The following is a 16,980-nucleotide window of genomic DNA, read 5'->3' as shown; positions in this document are numbered from 1 at the left end:
GATCGCCGAGTTACGGCTGGTAGGCGGGCGTGATGCGCTGGTAGGTGCGAACCACGTCGGATACTTGCCCGGCGATGTGGGCCAGGGCGGATACCGCGGCCGCGATTCCGCGCAGGTCACGGTCGGCGATGTGCTTGATGTCCTGGTATGCGGTGGCCAGGCGAACATCGTTGGCGAGGTCCACGGTGATCACCGCGCCCTGGTCGGGGGCGTCGCCGTCGTCGATGCGCCACATCTGTACTGCCTGCACGTCGGCCCGGCGGACCAGCCCGGCGGGGTTAGCGGCCAGGAGGTCGTCGAGGGTGTTGAGGAAGCCGTCCGTCCTGCAGCCGAAGTCCTCCCCGTCTACGCCCAACACGGCAGCGTTGGTGGTGCCGGGGTGCTCACGGTGGGAGGCGCGCAGCCAGGCGGTAGCGGCGAGCGGGTCGAAATTCAGTGCGGGTGTGCCGGCGTTGGCGGCTCGTCCGGCGGTGCTGCTGCGCGGTGCCGGGTGCGGGCAGGCGGGGTTGGGTGTGTTCGGATCGGTGCGGCACCGCCAGCAGGTATCGCGGCCGTCGTTGGCCATGACCTCGACGTCGCGGTGGATCACCTCGAGGTGGCCGATGCCGGGGTTCTGGTTGCCTTCGGCCAGTAGCCGGTGGGCTTGGTCGTCGGCGTCGTCCGGGTCGACGGCGAGCACCCAGCCGGTGTAGTCCACCGTCTCGGTCACCTGGACCGCGTGGGGTCGCTGCTGCGGGTAGGTGGCCACGGCGGCCAGTTCGAGGTCACAGCGCTTGCCGCAGTGCGGGCAGAGGATCGGGTCGGCTCCCGGGGTGGGGCAGAGCTCGTCGGTCAGCTGGTTGTCGTAGGCGGCGCAGTCGGGGCAGGGCGTGAACGGCGTGTGCGGCGTGTCGCCGAACACGGCGGCCACGGTGGTCGCGGCGCCGTCCGCGTCAATGAGCTCGTTACCGGTCCAGTTCCAGCGGCGCCCGCATCCGCACGCGATGTCGAGGCTGTCGACCTGGTACCAGTAGCCCTCGTCGGTGGTGATGTCGCGGTACACCGTCGGCGGTTCGTCGTCGACCGACACGATCGCGATGGTGCCGTGGTCGCCGGCGACCGCGAGCAGGAACGTCACCGGCGCCGACAGTTGGTAGTGGTCGTGCAGGATCGGGCCGCTCTCGCCGATGTCGTATCCACGGGCCTGGCACCACAGTTCGGCGCGGGTGATCCAGTCGAGGCTGCTGTAGGTGAGGTGTTGCAGCCGGCCCCAGTTGTGCAGCGACGCGGTCAGCTCGGTGAGGTCGTCGCCGACGCGTTGCGCGACCCAGCCGTGAACGTCGATGGCGACGTCGTGGCCGTGTTCGATGGTGACGTGCTCACCCATGGCAGGCCGCCTTCGGTCCGGCCGGGCCAACCTGGTCAGGGGTGCGGCGCATCCCACGGGGCGTGGCGCGGTTGCCGCCGATATCGCGGGGCGCGCCTGGTGTGCAGGTGACGGGTCGCATGTGCGGTTTCCCCATTTCTCGTCGGGCGCCCGGGTGCGGGCGCGGCGGGCGGCTCGGGGAAACCGGTGCCGACGTAGTCCACCCCGAGGCCGGGGGCGGACCACACGCTGGCGGCGCGGTTCCCCCGAGGCCGGGGTGGGACGGACGTTCAGGGTTTGGGCGGTGCTTGCTGCGGCGGTTGCGTCAGCGCATGCCGAGCAGGTGCGCCGCCTCGTCCAGTTAGGAGTCGGTGAGGCCGTGCACACCCCGATGTCGGCGGTGCGAAGCACGGCTGGCGGTGATCGCTTCGCCGAGCAGGGCGCAGGAGCCGAGGATGGTGCTGGCTACGGCCGACCGAGCAGCGGCTGTGCTTGCGGGTCGATGGCGTACTGCGGCTCCCACGGGAACCGGCCGTGCTGGTCGGGCCAGACCACCTGCTGCAGGGTGACGCGGTCCTTGCCGTACCGGGCGAACGCGGTACCGGGATGCAGCGCCTCGGTGGCGGGTCCCTCGATGATGACGGCGTCGTAGCCGCGCAGCAGGTCGCTGATGCGTTGGCCGGCGGTGAACCGCTCCGCGCGGTCGAAGACCCGCTGGGCGAGGTCGTCGAGCAGCATCTGGGAGGTTGCGGGGTCGAGCCCGGCGATGATGAGTTCCGGGTGGCCGTGGGCGGTGAGCCCGATGGTGTAGGCGAACGGGGCGCCTGGGTCGTCGGCGGTCGGGAAGACGGCGGTGACCGCCCACCCGCGCCGGTCGATCACTTCCTGCTGACGTCGCATGACGTCGTCGGTGCCGGTCATGGATTGGTCCTCGATTCTGTCGAGTGGTTTGCTGGGTTGACGCGGTGGAGATCGTCGCTGGTACGCGTGTGTGAGTAGGTCTGGAGGCGAGCCGCATTCCCGGCTTGGCGACGCCGCGGCAGATCGCGGTTGGCATCCGGATACTGGAAGTGCGGCAGAGTGGACCCCGCAGGCGATGAGTGCTTGCGCGGCGCGGGTCTCGGCGACCAGGTCCCGCAGCCGTCCCTCCCGCAGGTGCATGCGGTTGCCGGGCCTGACGATGCAGGTGGCGCGGTTTGCCGCGACAGCGTTCGGCTGTTGCCGAGAACGGGGCGCCGACGCTGCGGCCGTTGCCGGACAGAGCGCCCTTCCCCGGAGTGAGCCAGGCGTGCCCCTGGTCAGCAGCTTGGCGTGTCGCGGCGCGGATCGCTGGTCCGTTCGCTCCCGGATCCGTGCGACCTCAGTCTGCGCGACGGCAATTCGGATCTTTCCGCTGTGCTCACTGCGGCACCGCAGTGAGTGGTCGGCTACACGATCGTCGTCGTCGCTCGGCTCAGTTGGTGAGGCGGTTGTCCAGGTGCGGGCCCAGATAGACGACGTAGATCTTGCCGTCGCCTGGGATGTCGGTACGGTCGAGGTAGTACAACCGTGGTGCCGGAGGTCGTCGGCCGATACGGACGTGCGCGAGCACGAGCGCGGTCCCGGCCGCATCGACGGAACGCGGCACGGGGAACCTGCGCTGCTGGGCCAGCCGGTCGGTGCCGGTGACGGCGACCGATTCCGACAGTGCGACACGGGTGGGAGATATCTGCACATGATCGTGACCGCTGCGGGTGAAGGCCCGTAGGTCGGCCAGGTCAGGGCCGGCTGATTGTCCCGCTTGCCGGGCGTCGGATTTCACGGTGGCGTAGGCGATCATGGTCGCGAGCGTGGCGGCGACGCTTCGGCGCCACCCAGACGCGTGGGTGTGCTCGTCGAGCCCCTTGGTGATCGACTGGTCCAGGCTCAGCACCAGGAGCGGATGCTCCGCGTGGGCGAGGACCTCGGCGAAGCTGGCCGCTGCCGGTGGTTCGACCGGCTGGTCTTGCTCCTCCATGTCCAGCGTCGCGAGCCGGATCGCCAGCATCGCGTGTCGCTGGATCGCGGCGTCGCGTTCGATGTCGGCTGCCTCGACCGTAGCGACGAGTTCGTCGAGTTCGGTGTGGGCCTGCTGGAGCTCGGCGCGCAGCTGCCCGATCTCGCCGCCGTCCCTGGCCGGTTGCGGAGCGCTGGCGGTCAGCGCTTGGTCGCGGGCCTGTTCGGCGCGCCGCCGCAGGCGGCGTTCAGCGCTGAGGACGGTGCGTGCCTCGCCGGCGGCGGCGACCGCCTCGTTCAGGTTGCGCTTGGCCTGTTTGGCCGCCTGCTCCATCCGGGCGACCCGGGCGGCCAGTTTGCGGTTCTGGGCGGTGAGCCGATCGTTCTCCTCCGAGACGTCCTCGTAGTCGTGCAGGGCTGCGGCGACGGTGACTGCGGCGTGAGCGGAGATGAGCCGCACGTCGGGGTGTTCCTTGTCGACCGTCTTCAACGCCTCGAAGAATCGTTGCGCCGCCTCCGTGGGGTCGATGTGGTCGTCGTTGGGCGGGACAAACCTGGGTGGGGCATCGTTGTTGGACACGGCACCTCCCTTACTGGCCGGCCCGACGTTACCGGTTGCCCGGACGGCCGGCAGTCCGGCGGGTAGCCCGGCCAAGGGACTTGTCGCGGATCTCTCGCCGCCTGTCGGGCGACAACTAGCGTCGTGACAGGCCCCTGGTCACTAGCCTAGAGTCGTGGGTGTGACGAAGTTGATCAGCCTCATGGGCGCGCACGAGATCCGTATCCGTCTGGGCGGTGTGAGCCGCCAGCGTGCCTACCAGATCACCAGTCGTGCGGACTTCCCGGCACCGGTCGCCGATCTGGCGCAGGGCAAGGTCTGGCGGACCGATGATGTTGAGGTGTGGATGAAGGCCCACCGCCGAGATGAGGGCGACGCCGAGCAGGCGTAGAGGTCAGCTCCCTCGTTGGTCGTCGGGCCCGGGAACCGGGTGCAACCTCTTCCTTCCACGAACCGCGTGAGTCAGCGGCACGAATCGTGCCGCCCGCTGGGTGCGGGGACGTCGCCGGCTATGCGGTCGCACAGCTGGGGGTCGACCGGCCGCCAGTCCCAAACCCCGCCCATCACCACGTACCGGCCGTCGAGGTCTGGGTCGATCCGGGTCACCGTCTCCGGGACGTCGGGCAGCGACGTCTCGTCGATGACGAGGGTGGCGCCGTCGAACCGCACTGTGGCGTAGGACTGCTCGATCGCGGCGGCGCACAGGTCGGGGTCTTCCCCGAGGCTGATCAGCGCACGCAGCCAGTGGTCGCGTTGGCGTTGCTGGTCCGCGACGATCGCCTCGGCGACCTGCCTGTCGCAGGCGAACACCGCCCGCCCGTCGGGGCCGACCTCGAGCAGGGTTCCGGCGAACCCGACCGGGACGCGGGCCAGGCCGAGCGGGCCGGTCCGCCCCGCCCAACTGCCGGCGAACACGCCGACGGCACCGACCCGCATCTGGTCGGGGTGCAGGTGTGGCAGCATCTGCCACGGCTGGTCCGGGAACGCGAGCACCGTTCGACAGTGCACGGCGACGCGTTCGAGGACGGTGTCGTCGTAGCCGTCGGCGTACGCGTCGACGGCCGCCTGATGGTGCTCCGCCGGCACGTCCGCCTGGGCGGGGAAGATGCTGCGACCCGAGCCGGCCATGTCGGGCAGCAGATCGGCGATGTCGTCGTCCGTGTTGTCCAGGCCGGTCAGCAGGCGGTGCGCCAGTGCCACGGCGTCCGCGGCGGCGCACCGGGCGAAGGTGGTGTGTGCCCACCGGTCGCCGGTGTCGCGGCCGTGCTGGGCTCCGGCGTCGTACCACTGGCGCAGCATCGTCGCGGCCGGCGGCGCGGGATCGTCGCGGCTGTCGGCCGCCGGGTCGACGGCGGCGGGTGCGATGCGGTCTCCGGCGTCGAGGCACATGGCGAGGGTGGAGCCACTGTCCCAGGCGATGTAGACCGTCTGCTGGTGCGGGTCGTGCCCGACGACGGTTCCGGTGTCGCCGGGCCGAAGACGGGTGTGCGGATCGTTGGTGCACACCAGCGTGATCCGCTGCCCCGGCTGGTAGGTCATCGTTCCTCCGTTTCGGGATTCGCCGTGCAGTTTCGCGGGTCCGTCCAGGCGAAGCCGTGCAGCCAGTACTGCTGGTTCGTGTCGGGCAGCAGCCACGCTGTGGTGCCGTCGTGGTCGAGCCGCACGATGCCGGCCAGGGCGCCCCGCAGGACCGGGGCACCGGGGTCGGGCTCGCTTCGCAGGTCGACGAGCGCGTTGATCAGCCGTGGGCCGGCTTTGACCAGGGGCCAGGGGGCACGGGCGTTGTCCGGCACGGACACGGTCGTCGGCTCGGTGAGCCCGCGGGCGATCAGCGGGATCTCGCGCCACTGCCGGTCGTCGGCCTGCAACAGGCTATAGGCCTCCAGCTGGGCGCAGGCGTGCAGGAACTCGCGATGGGCGGCGGCCTGCGCTTCGGTCAGCTCTTTGTGCTGGCCCAGGAGCCGGCGCAGGTTGTCGGCGTAGGTGGCGAGCTGCCCGGTTTCCTGGTCGCTGTCGGGCGCCAACTCGCGGCGCATCCAGTCGACGGGCCGGTGCAGCAGCTGCAGCTGGTATGCGGTGGTGGCGTAGCGGCCCGCCGCGGCGATCCACGGCAGGATCAGATGGGGGCTGTCCGCGCAGGTCTGGTCGAATTCGTCCTCGGCGAGGTAGAAGCCGGCGTGTTCGGTGAGATCCCGCAACGTCTGGTCGATGGTGAGCGACCGCGGCAGCGGCCAGTCGTCGATGTCGAGCAACAGATACTCCGTTCCAAAAGGCGTGATCCGCGACCGGTGGTCGCTGATCACAGGCGTCGGGCTGGGTTGTGGGTGCGGCACTCGGCCCGGATCGGTTGGCATTGCGTCGGCCCGCAGGCATCGGGATGAGCAGCCCGCCGGGGCACCCGGGTCCGGCCGCACGGGGGGAAGGGTTCCGCTCGGCATGGCGGGTGGCCGGCCGTCCGGGTTAGCCCTGGACGGCCGGCCACACAGCGTCCTCACACCAGCCAGGGGGTCAGCCGCAGCTGCCATGGCTGGGTTTCGGACGGATCCTCGTCCGCATCGGCGGCGTAACCCTCCTCGACGGTGATGTGCGCCAGGGTCGTGTGACCTCCGACCAGATCGACCTGGACCGGCGTGTCCAGCACCTCGGCGGTGTGTTCGGCGGGCACGTACCGCAGTTGCTCCGTGATCTCGATCAGCAGGTCGCGGTAGGTGAGCGAGCGACGCAGCCCGGCGGTGGGCTCGTACTGGCGTTCGTGTCCGGTCGTCACCGGCTCGGTGCCGGCCGGTGTTTCCCGGTGCGCGGTGTCCGTGCTGCGGGCGGCCACGATCGCCAGTTGCCAGTCGGCGGGGTCGAACGGCTCATCGAGCGGGCGACGGTGGCGCAGCAGCGCGTTCAGGACTGTTCGCAGGCCGGTGGAGATCTCGCCGGAGGTGGACTTGTCCAGCGTCCGCAGGCCGTAGAAGCGGTCGTCGGCGTACAGATCCGGGGCGGTGGTCTCGCGAGGGGGGATGAGGTTCTCGCCGGTCGGGAATCTCCACCCAGGGTCGAGTAGCCGGGCCAGCGGAATCAGGTCGCCGGGGTGGGCGACCCACTGGTCGCTGGGCGCGAGGACGGTGCCCGGTATGCGACCGGCGTCGCCGCAGGCCGGGCAGGTCCGGCTGGGGTGTCCTGTGGCCGCGCAGGTGCCGCAGCCGCGCAAGTTGGCCGGATCGGTGCACGGGTTGTAGCCGGGATCCCAGGCCCCGGTGAACTCACCGCCGAGCCGGTACCGGTCGGCGGGCAGCAAACGCATCGGCGCGGCCAGATGCGCGTCGATCGTGGCGGCGGTGGCGCCGGCCGGGACGAGCACGGCCACCAGGGCGGCGGTGCCGTGCTCGTCGCTGGCAGCGGGCTCGGCGGTGGCGGTGTCGTGAGCGTCGAAGCGCTGCACGAGGGCGTGGCCCAGTTGGGCGAGGCCGCGCTGGGAGCCGGCAAGGATCGAGCCGTCGAACAGCTCGATGCCGCCTTCCTGGTCGGTGAGAGGCTCGCCTCGGTAGAGGTCGCCGGGGCTCAGCCACGCGGCGATCCAGCCGGAGTCGCCGGTGTCGTCGACGGGCCGGCCGACGGTCGTGTCGGTCATCGTTGATTTCTCCGCTCTGTGAGGGATCAGTTGGAGGCGGGATGTCGTGGATGCTGGGAGGGCGCGTTCAGCGTGCGAGGACGGCTACTTTCTCGCCGTGCAGCAGGGGCGCGCCGTCGGGGCCTTTGATGTGGGCGTTGATCCAGATGCGGTAGGGGTTGCCGTCGCGGTCGGTCAGGCGCCGCCAATGGCCGCGTACGACGAACCGGACGCGGTAGTGCCACTTCGGTTCGCCGTCGCCGGGCTCGGCGAGCGGGCTGGTACGGCGCAGCATGACGACGCGGGTGTCGTGCTTGATGGCGGCGCGGGCGGCGCGGCGGCGGGCCGGTCGGTCCATCGGGGCGGCGGCCACGGTGGCCAAGGGTTGGGCTTGGATGCACCAGAAGGCGTAGGCGATGGCGGTACAGCCTCGGGTACGGGCGGTGGCCTCGTCGATGCAGAACCGGCCGTCCGGGGTGGGTTCCCAGTCGTGTTCGGCGTCGTCGACGACGGGGAGTTCGGGGCGTTCGACGGGGCGGCCGATCGGGATCTCGGTGTAGTCGGACAGCAGGTAGGGGCCGAGCAGGCGGGCGAGGTCCGGCCAGTGCGCGAGGTCGGCGCGGCGGCGGGCGACCGACGGGTCGTACTGGTCGTGCTGGTCGGCCCATCCGGCGACGACCCAGGACGACCGCCCCGTGGTGCTGGTGACGCGGGACCAGGTGATCGCACCGATCGAGGAGACTTTGCCGGTGTGACCACGGTGGTAGAGCGGTTCGGGGAAGAACACGACGCCTTGGTCGTCGGGGGCGATGTCGTCGGGCAGCACCTCACCGGACAGGTCGAGGGCCTCTGCGGCGGCGGCGATGATCGCCGTCATGGCGGGGGCAACGATGTACGGTTCGCCGATGCGCCACGGGCTGCCGGTGACGTTGTGGATCGCCGTCAGCAGGTCCGGGGTCATGGTGCCGTATTCGGCTGGCATGCCCTCGAACAGGGCTTCCAGGTAGCTCATGGCGATGGAACTGCTGTTGTAGTCGATCATGCGGGCGCGCAGGTCGACGGCGGTACGGGCGTATCCGACGAGGGTGTCGTTGGGCAGAAAGTTCACGGGTGGTCCTCTTGGTCTGGTTGGGCGGCGGCGAGGGGCCGCCGGAACGGGCGAAGACCGTCGGAACGGGCGTGGCGGCGACTGCTGCGGTGGGTTCAGGCGGCTCGAGCAGTCCGGCGAGGCCACTCGGCCCGCAGAACACGGCGGAGCACCCCCACGCCGGATGCCGATCGCTGGTGGCGGCGCGGAAGAGGCCGGTGCCCAGCGGACAACTGGGCGGCGGCGTGCGCACTACGAGCGGGATCGCAGGGCGCTCGCTGACCGTGGCATTGCAGGTTCGTGCAGAAACCGTCGATTCCGGCGCGGTGGGCCGCGGTGATGACGGCTGCCAGCGCCCACAACGTGTGGTCGTGGAGGTCGTCCGGTTCTGGCCTGCGGCCGTGCAGAGGTGGGTCTTGTTGCTTAGGACGGTGCGGCGACGCCATGGCGGTGACCTCCGTCGGTAGGCGTGACGCATACGAGACGGTCACCGCCTGACGGCTCGCCTCGAAATGGCGTCTGCCCTGGTCAAGAACACCGGACAGCGACTAGGACAGATCGACGCTCGCCTTTTGACAAAGGTCAAGTCGGGAATCGGTGGACGTTGCGGCGAGCCGAGCGAGTCCTCGGTAGGCGGGGCACGCCGACCGGGTCGGGTTGCTCGTCGACCAGCATCACCGGGTGGACCTCACCGGCGGTTCAACGGAGTTGGTAGGCGCATCGCACGCACGTGAGGATGCCGGCGTCGGTGAGCAGGTCGTTACCACGGCGTCGGCGACACAACCGTCCAGGGTCGGTGACATCCCGCACGCGGCCCGTCCGTTGCTCGGGACGATGGATGACTGCCCCGAGAGGCAGCCGGGTCAGGGTTGCGGTGCGTCCTGGCCAGGGTCGACGGTTGAAGGTTCCGGTTGCTCGCTCGGCGGGTCGACTTCGACGAATCCCCACATCCGTTCGATGACCTGCAGGGCCTGTGTGCTGTAGCGGTCGGCGAAGCCGCGGCAGATCGCGGGTTGCGTCTGCGGATACCGAAAGTGCGGCAACGTGGAGTGACAGACGATGAAGGATTGCGCAGCGCGGGTCTCGGCGATCAGGTCCCGCAGCCGGCCTTCCCGTAGGTTCATGAGGTTGCCGGGCCGGAAGATGCAGGTGGCGCATTGCCGCGACAGCATGCGGCTCTTGCCGAGAACGGGGTCGCCGACGCTGAGGTCGCTGCCGGTGTCGTCCGGGTCGTCGTAGTCGTGCGGCATGGGGTCCATGATGGTGCTCCTCGATCTCGTACAAGGTCCCACCGGGGCGGCGGAACGCTGTGCGGGTGCGTGACGCGCGGGGCCAGGACCGGCCGTAAGGCCCTTGGTCCGGCCCCGCGCGGGGAATCGGGTCATGGGGTTGGTCTGGGTGGATCGGTGGCGGGTGGCATTGGCCGGGCCGGCCGGGGCAGCGTGTCGAGCCAGGCGTGCACCTGGTCGATGTCGTGCCGGCGTAGGCCGGTGTATCCGTCGACCGGTACCAGCAGCGTGGGGATGCCCTCGGCGGTGCGCTGCTGCGCGTGGTCGAGGTCCTTGCCGCCGTGCTCGTCATCGAGCACGGCGACCGGCCGAGCGCCGGTCCAGGCGTAGAGCCCGACCAGTTTTCCCTGACGGCCCCAGGTGACGCCGTGGTAGCGGTGTTCGATGACGGGCAGGTCGGCGGGCAGGCCCAGGCGTGGGCCGATCCGGCTCGCGGCGAGCGGGCCCCAACTGGTGTTCCACACCAGCAGGACGCCGCGGCTGGTGAGTTCTCGCAGCCAGTCGCCGTGCTGCGGGTGCAGCCAGAGGGTGCCGGTGACGTGTTCACCGGCCGGGCTGGGTCCGTCGTAGCGGTGTGGTCGGTAGCCGAACTGCTCGGACGCCGGTCCGGCGCCGGGGTTGAGGACGCCGTCGACGTCGACGGCGACGACCGGCGACGCAGGGTCTGCGTGCATGGGCGGTACCTTTCACGGGATGGGGCTGGGCCGCCGGTGCGGTGGATGCCGCCCAGCGGCCCGACCGGTTGTTCGTATCAGGTCGCGGTCGCGGCCAGCCGGGGCCGGCCCGTGTGGCGCGCTCGGTGGTCTCGGTGGTCTCGGCGGTCCGGGAACGGGCCCGTAGGCCGTCCTCACGGCGTGGAGTCGTGCCGACCCGTCGTGGCGTTACGCTCGTGGCCGGGAGGGTTCGCAGCCGCTGCCCGCTCGCGTAGCTGCTGCAGGCTGTCCCCGGCGGCGGTTCGCCACTTGGGCCAGCCCTTGCACGGGAAGCCGACGAGCGAACTGGCGCAGGTGTCCGGGGTGTGGAAGACCGCGCCGTCGGCGGTGACGAGGCACCCGCTGGCGTCGACGGTCGCGGTGTGTGTCTCGCCGCGTTGGGGGCGATGCCAGGTGACGGTGTCGCCCTTGGTGAGCAGTCCGGCGGTGATGAGCGGCATCAGCTTGCCGTACAGAGGCGGCTCCTTCGCAGACGTGACGTACTCGGCTTTGGGTAGCCCGAGAAAGGAACGGATGGTGTCGTTGTGGGTGTCGCCCCTCCGTCCGTGTCGGCGCAGATGCGCCCACACGTCGTCATCGATGCGGATATACGGCATGGGTGATCTCCAATCGTCGGCGATGGAAGCCCGTCGGCCGCCGCATGGCGCCGACACGATCCATGCGTGTGCGATCGCGACGGTCAAGTCACGGCCGGCGGGCCGGCAGCCGGTGATGCGGAAGGCGGCGGGCGGGACGCGGGGCGGTGTCAATCGCCTGCGGCGGTCGTGCCGTGCGTGAGGGTCGCCCGGGAAGCGGAGTCGGGGTTGTGCCGGGCAGGGTGGTAGCGGTCGTTGCGGGTGAAGGTGTCCGCGCGTTGGGTGGGCGGGTGTACTCAGGCCCACCGGTGGAAGGTGACGGGGACGGTGCGCATTGCGGGTCCGGCACCGTCGGGGCGTAGGAGTCCGGCGGCGGCGCCGATCTGGCCGGCCCAGCCTTCGGGGAACCGGTCGGGATCGGTGGCGACGACAACGCCCCACGAGTCGTACGCGTCGGTGAGGGCGTCATCGGCATCGAGCCCGCCGGTCACGTAGGCGTCGACGCCGTCGCCGTCGCCGACGCGGAAACGGACGACGTCGCGGCCGTGCAGGGACGCGGCAAGCCGGTCGAGTCGCCGGTGCAATGTCTGCTCGGCGCCCGCGCGCAGCACACCGGCCAGCGCGGGAAGCGGGTACTCCGGCCAGTCATGCGGCCAGTCCTGCGAACCCGGCAGCGTGTCCCAGTCGAGCCACTCCTCGCGGAACAGCAGGTTCAGCTCGTCAAGAGTCGCCGCCTGGCACAGCTCGGTGACTGTTGCTTTCGCGGAGTCGAGGTCGATCGTGGTTCCCGCGGGCAAGTACAGGGCGCGCAGGGTGATCGCGGCGTGCATGCGGGACCTCCGTGGTCGTTCAGGTTGGGGGCTGGTCAGCCGGGTCGGCGGGTCGAGCTGGACACGGTGAACCAGGTGCGGCCGTCCCAGATCTGCCACTGGCCAGTGCCGGGTTCGCGGGCGAGCTCAGGCCCGAGTTCCAGCAGGGCCTGCAGGTCACGGGGTGCGGGGATGATCGGCCGCAGTGCGAGGGTGCGGCCCTCAGGGTCGACGAGCCGCAGTTGGGTGCCGCCGTCCCGGTCGGCCTGGGCGACGGCCGCGTCCAGGTACACCTCGTCGGCGAGCGCGTCCAGCAGCCGTTGCTGGGTGACCGGTTGGCCGTCGTAGCGGCACCGGTCGAGGTAGTGGCGCCATTGCGGGTCGCCGAAGGCCGGCCCGGACAGCACCAGGTCGGTGCCGCCGCCGGCGCCGTCGTTGCCGACCGTGGCGACCCGCTGCCCGTCCAGGGTGAGCGCGGCGACGTAGGCCAGCCCGCCGTGCACGGGCCAGTGCTCGAGCAGGGTCAGCGTCAGCCGGTCGTCGGGTAGCCGCATCGCGGGGGTGTGGGCCAGCGGCACGAACTGCTGCCGCTGGTCGGGGTCGGGTAGGTCACCGACGATCCGGGTGCACCGGTTCGGGTCGACGGCTTCCCAGCACCAGTTGCGTCCCATGACCACGTACCGGCCGTCGATGTCGGGGTCGACCCGTTCGATGGCCTGCGGGTCGCCCTGCATGACCCGCTGGTCGGCGACGAGGGTGTCCCCGTCGAACCGAAGATCGGTCAGGGTGGTGCTGACGCGCCGTTCCAGGTCCTGCTCGGCGACACCGGCCGTGCGCAGCCTGTCGCGTTCGGCCTCGCGGTCCTGCTCGAGGTCGGCGACGATCGCGTCGGTGACCTGCCGGGTGCAGGAGAACACGGCCCAGCCGTTCCAGTCGCCGATCAGGGTGCCGGCGAACCCGATCCGGTAGCACTCGCGCCAGCCGTCGTCTTCGAGCATCCATTCGCCGGAGAACACGCCGGCGCTGCCGAGTCGTACCTGGTCGGGGTGCAGGTGGGACAGGTCCCGGCCGTCGCCGGTCGGGCTGGCGATGATGCGGCAGATCTCGGTGACCCGGGCGAGGGCGGCGGTGTCGTAGGCGTCCTGGAAGGCTGCGCTGGCGGGTGCCCATTGCCCGGAGCTTTCCGGCCGCCACGCTATGGCGTCGCCGGTGAGCAGCGCGGACAGGCCCGCGTAGGCGGGCGGTGTCACGGTGCCGTCGGCGGTGGCGAACGACGGTAGGCCGTTGAGCACGTCGGGATCGTCGTCGTCGATGCCGGTGAGGGTGTCGCGCGCGGTCGCTTTCGCCTCGCCGCTACTGGCCTCGCCGATGCTCTCCTGGCGCCACGCGTCGGCGGCAGCGCGTCCCGTCTGGGCGCCGAAGGCCCGGACGGCGGCGATCAGCTGATCCCACGTCGGTTCCGGGCCGTCGGTCGCCGGGGGCCTGGCGGGTAGCGGTTCGATGTGGTCGCCGTGGCCGAGGTGGATGAGGCGGTGGGTGCTGTTGTCCCAGTCGACGGCGACGGTCTGCTGGTCGGCGTCGAACTCGTGGACGGTTCCCTGGTCACCGGCCCGCAGGCCGGTGTCCGGGGTGCCGAGGTGGGTCAGGATGACCCGCTGTCCGGGGTGATAGGTGGTCACGTGGCTTCTCCGATCGATGTGCGAGGACTTCGGGATCACGCGCGGGTATGTCACCGGCCTCGCTGGCGCGGGCGCATCCAGGCGCACGACGTCACGGCAGGTGGGCCGCGGCATGCGTCCGGCCGTCCACGACGTGGGCGGCCGGGAGAGAATGTTGTTGGTCGCGAGGGTTAGCCGGCCGTGGTTTGGTCGCCGTCGGACACCGGCCGGCAGCAGCCACTGCCGGTGCGCGAGTCGTGCCAGGTCGCGTACAGCTGCGCGAGCAGGTTCCGCAGGACTTCGTGTCGGGACTGCAGGTCGTGCTGGGCCAGCAGTTGCGCGGGAAGGGTGGCGGTGCTGGTCCAGCCGTGGCGGGCCAGGTCGGTCGCGGCGTCCCGGGCGTGTTGGCTCAGGTCGTGGGTGATGGCGAGCAGGCTGCTGGTCTGGTCGTCGAAGGCGTCGGCGACCTTGTCGAGCAGCCGGGCCAGTCCGGCGTGGGCGCGGCACTGGTGACCGAGGTCGGCGCGCCACGGCCGGCCGGTGACGGTCTGGCCGAGCGCGTCCTGCAGCCAGTTGGTGACCGGGTCGGTGGGTTCGCCGGTGATGTCGTCGGGCCGCGGGTCATCGACCCGCACCGTGCTCCACGCCCCGTCGACGGTGAGCCGCAACCGCCGGTGGCCGGCGCGAAGCAGGTCCGGCAGCACGTCGATGGGTTCGGCGAGCACGCCGATCACGGTGACCGGGCGCAGGTCGAGCGTCGCGAGCCGGCCGGGCAACGCGGGGTCGCCCGGCGCCCAGCCGTGGGCGAACACCCGGCTCGCGCCGGCGGCCGGGTCCAGCACGTCGACGGCAAGGCCGGGCAGGCCGTTGGAGGCCAGCCAGATCCCGTCGTCGCCGGTGACCAGCCACAGGGCCGGGATGTCGGGGGCGCTGAGGCCGGCCGGGTCGGCGGCGTGGCCGGGCGCGGCGAGGGCGTGTTCGGCCAGCCGTACCGCCGGCGCGAGGTCGAAGTACAGGTCGGTGGGCATCGTGGTGGTATCCCTTTCGCGAAGGGGTGGGGCTGGGTGGGGTCGGCCGTCGACGGCCACACGCGAAAGCCCACCGTCGGCGGGCCGGTCGGTGTGGCCGTCGACGGCGCATCAGGGCAGGGCACACCTGCCGGACGGCGGGGCGTGGCTCGCCGGCGCGAACGGTTGTCGGTCTGGGGCCACGCCGGTCCCGGGGTTGGTCAGACGTTCGCGGGCGAGGAGGACCGGACCGCGGGTGGGTCATCCCAGGGCGTCGTATTTGCGAGGCTTCAACCGGGCGTGGTGTGCCGTCGCGGGGTTACGGCGGGGCCGTCAGCTGTCAGGATGGGGTGCGGTCGCTCTGGTCGTAGTCGCCGATGCGGTCGGTGTCCTGCTCGGTGCGAGCGGTGGCCTCGAGCATGGCCTCGCCGAGGTCTTCGACGTCGTATACGCCGTCGACGATGCGGTACTGGCCGGGCTCGCCGGGCGGCGCCTGGACCGCCCAGACGACGTACGGGGCGTGCTCGTATTCCGGTTCGGGGCGGTAGCCGACGGCGATGGCGCTGTCGTCGGTGCTGAAGGTCGGGATCCACGCGAGGACCGGGTAGCCGTTGTCGGTGAGGGTCGCGGGGATCGATCGTTGCTGAACACCGGGTCCCTGCGGGCTGGTGCCGGTCCAGGTGGCGGCGGCGTCCGCGGCGGCGCGCAGGTTGCCGGCGGCCTCGGCGAGCAGATCGGGCAGCAGCGATCCGGCGAGCTGATCGCGTTCGTCGTCGGGGGCGGCGAGGCCATGGTCGACGCCGCGCTGCGTGGCGCGGACCCGCGCCCCGCAGCTGTCGATCTGCAGGGTGATGGTGGTGAACGCCCAGTCACCGCGGCGGAACGCGGCGACGGCCTCGCCGGTGTAGGTGTAGGCGTCGGGGTTGTCGGCGGCGGGATCGGTCTCGGGATCGGGACTGACCTGGACGGCGAGGGTGGAGTGTCCGACGGTGGCGGTGCCGTCGGGGTGTCCGTCGACGATGCGCTGCGCGAGGGCGGCGAGCACGTCGGTCATGGCGGGGCCGTCCTGGTCGGGTTCGGCCGGCGGGCGGGCGGTCCACCGGCCGGTGGACCGGTCCAGGTCCCACCGGTAGAAGCTCTGACGCGGGTTGGTGGTGCGCAACTCGGCGATCCACTGGTCCCGGGCGGCGTCGGTCGCGAAGTAGCAGCACCCGAACCGGGCGCAACCGGGATCGGCCGTGCCGTATCCGGCGTGAGGGGTGGTGGTCTGCTGGGCCGTGAACAGGTTCCACGGGCGTGGGGCGTGGTCGCGGCCGGGGTCGACCGGATCGCCGCCGGCGGAGTGGTTGGGGGTGGCGCTCATGGCGGGTGTCTCCTCTGCGATGGGTCGGACGGGAACCTCGTGTCGGCCACGAGGTGGTGCCTCGCTGCCCGACGGGTCGTGGTGGCGGTTGGCAGTGAGGAGGTCATTTCGCTGGTTGGAGCGGTTGTTGCTCGGATCCGTTCGTCCGTCTCCAGCCGGCCAGCGTCGTGCGCGGAGTCGGCCGGGATTCGCGGCCGGCCGAAAAGGGCTTGCGGCGACGGGTGTGTTCGGCGGTGCGACGGATGCCGGTGGACGGCTGCTCGCCGTGAGCGCGATGGCGCAGGTCCGCGGTGCTGCGATGGCGATCGGACTTCGCCGTGAAGGGTCCGCACGATGGCGTGCTTGCGTTGCGCGTGATATCTGGCAGAAGGCGGCTTTCAGTAGCCTTCGTTCTCCTCGCCACCGAGGACCAAGTCGCCGTCGACCCGGACGGCTTGGCGGCCCGGGCCGCTGGTGACCTCCAGCTCTACCTGCCCGGCAGGTCCGAGCTGGAACGTCAGGTCCAGCCGGTCGCCGTCAGGGGTGATCAGCGCAAGCCTCTGCGGCTGCCTGGTCGGGCTGAGCTGGGTTACTTCCCGCTGTTCGTTGTTCATCAGAGGGCTCGTACGTAGTCGCGGGCCATCCGGAGCAGCTTCTGGGACACGCCGTGCTCCCGGATGCCGCGGGCCGGTCCATAGATGTGGTGGTGCAGGGCGCCCTGGTCGACGTCGCCGTACTCGCCGTTCTCGTCCGGCCCGGCGTGGTCGATGATCAGCCCGACGGCGGTGCCCTCGAAACCGGCCGCTGCCAGCACGCGGGCGATGGCGTCCACGTCGGAGCAGGCCAGGTGAGTCACGCTGGCGCTGGCGTTGGCCATGACCTCGGCCAGCTTGGCTGTCTCTTCCTGCAGTGTTCCGATCATTGGATGTTCTCCGTTCCTGTGTGTCCTGCGTGGTGCGGGGTGGCGGTGTGCCCTGCCGGGCGCCCCGCCACCGGTGTCAGTAGGTGTGCACGCGGTCGATCT

At 71.0% G+C, this 16,980-nt stretch carries 17 protein-coding genes; 1 reads left to right on the top strand and 16 read right to left on the bottom strand.

Annotated elements, in window-relative coordinates:
- Positions 1–10: 10 nt before the first annotated feature.
- The 3 genes from DMB66_RS17660 to DMB66_RS17650 form a co-directional block, all read right to left on the bottom strand.
- On the bottom strand, positions 11–1,366 hold the full coding sequence (locus tag DMB66_RS17660; protein ID WP_125805187.1) for a hypothetical protein: 1,356 nt from the start codon (positions 1,364–1,366) through the stop codon (positions 11–13).
- 444 nt (positions 1,367–1,810) lie between these two features.
- The gene (locus DMB66_RS17655) at positions 1,811–2,266 is read right to left on the bottom strand and encodes a DUF4262 domain-containing protein (protein ID WP_125805186.1); all 456 of its coding nucleotides are present in this window, start codon (positions 2,264–2,266) and stop codon (positions 1,811–1,813) included.
- 532 nt (positions 2,267–2,798) lie between these two features.
- Positions 2,799–3,899 (bottom strand): hypothetical protein, encoded by a 1,101-nt coding sequence (locus tag DMB66_RS17650; protein ID WP_125805185.1) that lies wholly within the window; start codon positions 3,897–3,899, stop codon positions 2,799–2,801.
- Positions 3,900–4,080: 181 nt separating this feature from the next.
- Between DMB66_RS17650 and DMB66_RS17645 the strand changes: the two genes are divergently transcribed.
- On the top strand, positions 4,081–4,269 hold the full coding sequence (locus DMB66_RS17645) for a DNA-binding protein (protein ID WP_125805209.1): 189 nt from the start codon (positions 4,081–4,083) through the stop codon (positions 4,267–4,269).
- Positions 4,270–4,340: 71 nt separating this feature from the next.
- Here the strand turns inward: DMB66_RS17645 and DMB66_RS17640 are convergent, their stop codons facing one another.
- The 13 genes from DMB66_RS17640 to DMB66_RS17580 form a co-directional block, all read right to left on the bottom strand.
- Positions 4,341–5,417, bottom strand: a complete 1,077-nt coding sequence (locus DMB66_RS17640) for a DUF4314 domain-containing protein (RefSeq protein ID WP_125805184.1) — start codon at positions 5,415–5,417, stop codon at positions 4,341–4,343.
- Positions 5,414–6,130, bottom strand: coding sequence for a hypothetical protein (locus DMB66_RS17635; protein ID WP_125805183.1), 717 nt, complete (start codon positions 6,128–6,130; stop codon positions 5,414–5,416). The genes DMB66_RS17640 and DMB66_RS17635 overlap by 4 nt, the downstream gene beginning before the upstream one ends.
- A gap of 239 nt (positions 6,131–6,369) precedes the next feature.
- Positions 6,370–7,497: a hypothetical protein gene (locus DMB66_RS17630; RefSeq protein ID WP_125805182.1), complete on the bottom strand. Its 1,128-nt coding sequence runs from the start codon at positions 7,495–7,497 to the stop codon at positions 6,370–6,372.
- 67 nt (positions 7,498–7,564) lie between these two features.
- Positions 7,565–8,584, bottom strand: a complete 1,020-nt coding sequence (locus DMB66_RS17625; RefSeq protein WP_125805181.1) for a hypothetical protein — start codon at positions 8,582–8,584, stop codon at positions 7,565–7,567.
- Positions 8,585–9,426: 842 nt separating this feature from the next.
- Entirely contained in the window at positions 9,427–9,813 is a 387-nt protein-coding gene (locus DMB66_RS17620; protein WP_233624636.1) for a hypothetical protein, read from the bottom strand.
- A 131-nt stretch (positions 9,814–9,944) separates the two neighbouring features.
- On the bottom strand, positions 9,945–10,526 hold the full coding sequence (locus DMB66_RS17615; RefSeq protein WP_125805179.1) for an HAD domain-containing protein: 582 nt from the start codon (positions 10,524–10,526) through the stop codon (positions 9,945–9,947).
- A 173-nt stretch (positions 10,527–10,699) separates the two neighbouring features.
- Positions 10,700–11,161 carry a hypothetical protein gene (locus tag DMB66_RS17610; protein WP_125805178.1) on the bottom strand — a complete coding sequence of 154 codons (462 nt, stop codon included), beginning with the start codon at positions 11,159–11,161 and terminating at the stop codon, positions 10,700–10,702.
- Positions 11,162–11,436: 275 nt separating this feature from the next.
- Positions 11,437–11,970, bottom strand: a complete 534-nt coding sequence (locus DMB66_RS17605) for a hypothetical protein (protein WP_125805177.1) — start codon at positions 11,968–11,970, stop codon at positions 11,437–11,439.
- A 35-nt stretch (positions 11,971–12,005) separates the two neighbouring features.
- The gene (locus DMB66_RS17600; protein WP_199752453.1) at positions 12,006–13,628 is read right to left on the bottom strand and encodes a DUF4314 domain-containing protein; all 1,623 of its coding nucleotides are present in this window, start codon (positions 13,626–13,628) and stop codon (positions 12,006–12,008) included.
- A 170-nt stretch (positions 13,629–13,798) separates the two neighbouring features.
- Entirely contained in the window at positions 13,799–14,635 is an 837-nt protein-coding gene (locus tag DMB66_RS17595) for a hypothetical protein (protein ID WP_125805176.1), read from the bottom strand.
- A 319-nt stretch (positions 14,636–14,954) separates the two neighbouring features.
- On the bottom strand, positions 14,955–15,977 hold the full coding sequence (locus tag DMB66_RS17590) for a hypothetical protein (RefSeq protein ID WP_125805175.1): 1,023 nt from the start codon (positions 15,975–15,977) through the stop codon (positions 14,955–14,957).
- A gap of 377 nt (positions 15,978–16,354) precedes the next feature.
- The gene (locus DMB66_RS17585; protein ID WP_125805174.1) at positions 16,355–16,570 is read right to left on the bottom strand and encodes a hypothetical protein; all 216 of its coding nucleotides are present in this window, start codon (positions 16,568–16,570) and stop codon (positions 16,355–16,357) included.
- Positions 16,570–16,878, bottom strand: a complete 309-nt coding sequence (locus DMB66_RS17580) for a hypothetical protein (protein WP_125805173.1) — start codon at positions 16,876–16,878, stop codon at positions 16,570–16,572. The genes DMB66_RS17585 and DMB66_RS17580 overlap by 1 nt, the downstream gene beginning before the upstream one ends.
- Positions 16,879–16,980 lie beyond the last annotated feature (102 nt).

The sequence above is a fragment of the Actinoplanes sp. ATCC 53533 genome, assembly GCF_003947245.1.
This window is presented reverse-complemented; position numbering and strand designations above follow the sequence as displayed.

Coding starts and splice junctions, on each gene's coding strand:
- DMB66_RS17620 (WP_233624636.1), bottom strand. CDS start 9,813: ATGCCGCACGACTACGACGACCCGGACGACACCGGCAGCGACCTCAGC.
- DMB66_RS17590 (WP_125805175.1), bottom strand. CDS start 15,977: ATGAGCGCCACCCCCAACCACTCCGCCGGCGGCGATCCGGTCGACCCC.
- DMB66_RS17605 (WP_125805177.1), bottom strand. CDS start 11,970: ATGCACGCCGCGATCACCCTGCGCGCCCTGTACTTGCCCGCGGGAACC.
- DMB66_RS17640 (WP_125805184.1), bottom strand. CDS start 5,417: ATGACCTACCAGCCGGGGCAGCGGATCACGCTGGTGTGCACCAACGAT.
- DMB66_RS17660 (WP_125805187.1), bottom strand. CDS start 1,366: ATGGGTGAGCACGTCACCATCGAACACGGCCACGACGTCGCCATCGAC.
- DMB66_RS17610 (WP_125805178.1), bottom strand. CDS start 11,161: ATGCCGTATATCCGCATCGATGACGACGTGTGGGCGCATCTGCGCCGA.
- DMB66_RS17615 (WP_125805179.1), bottom strand. CDS start 10,526: ATGCACGCAGACCCTGCGTCGCCGGTCGTCGCCGTCGACGTCGACGGC.
- DMB66_RS17585 (WP_125805174.1), bottom strand. CDS start 16,570: ATGAACAACGAACAGCGGGAAGTAACCCAGCTCAGCCCGACCAGGCAG.
- DMB66_RS17580 (WP_125805173.1), bottom strand. CDS start 16,878: ATGATCGGAACACTGCAGGAAGAGACAGCCAAGCTGGCCGAGGTCATG.
- DMB66_RS17645 (WP_125805209.1), top strand. CDS start 4,081: ATGGGCGCGCACGAGATCCGTATCCGTCTGGGCGGTGTGAGCCGCCAG.
- DMB66_RS17655 (WP_125805186.1), bottom strand. CDS start 2,266: ATGACCGGCACCGACGACGTCATGCGACGTCAGCAGGAAGTGATCGAC.
- DMB66_RS17595 (WP_125805176.1), bottom strand. CDS start 14,635: ATGCCCACCGACCTGTACTTCGACCTCGCGCCGGCGGTACGGCTGGCC.
- DMB66_RS17630 (WP_125805182.1), bottom strand. CDS start 7,497: ATGACCGACACGACCGTCGGCCGGCCCGTCGACGACACCGGCGACTCC.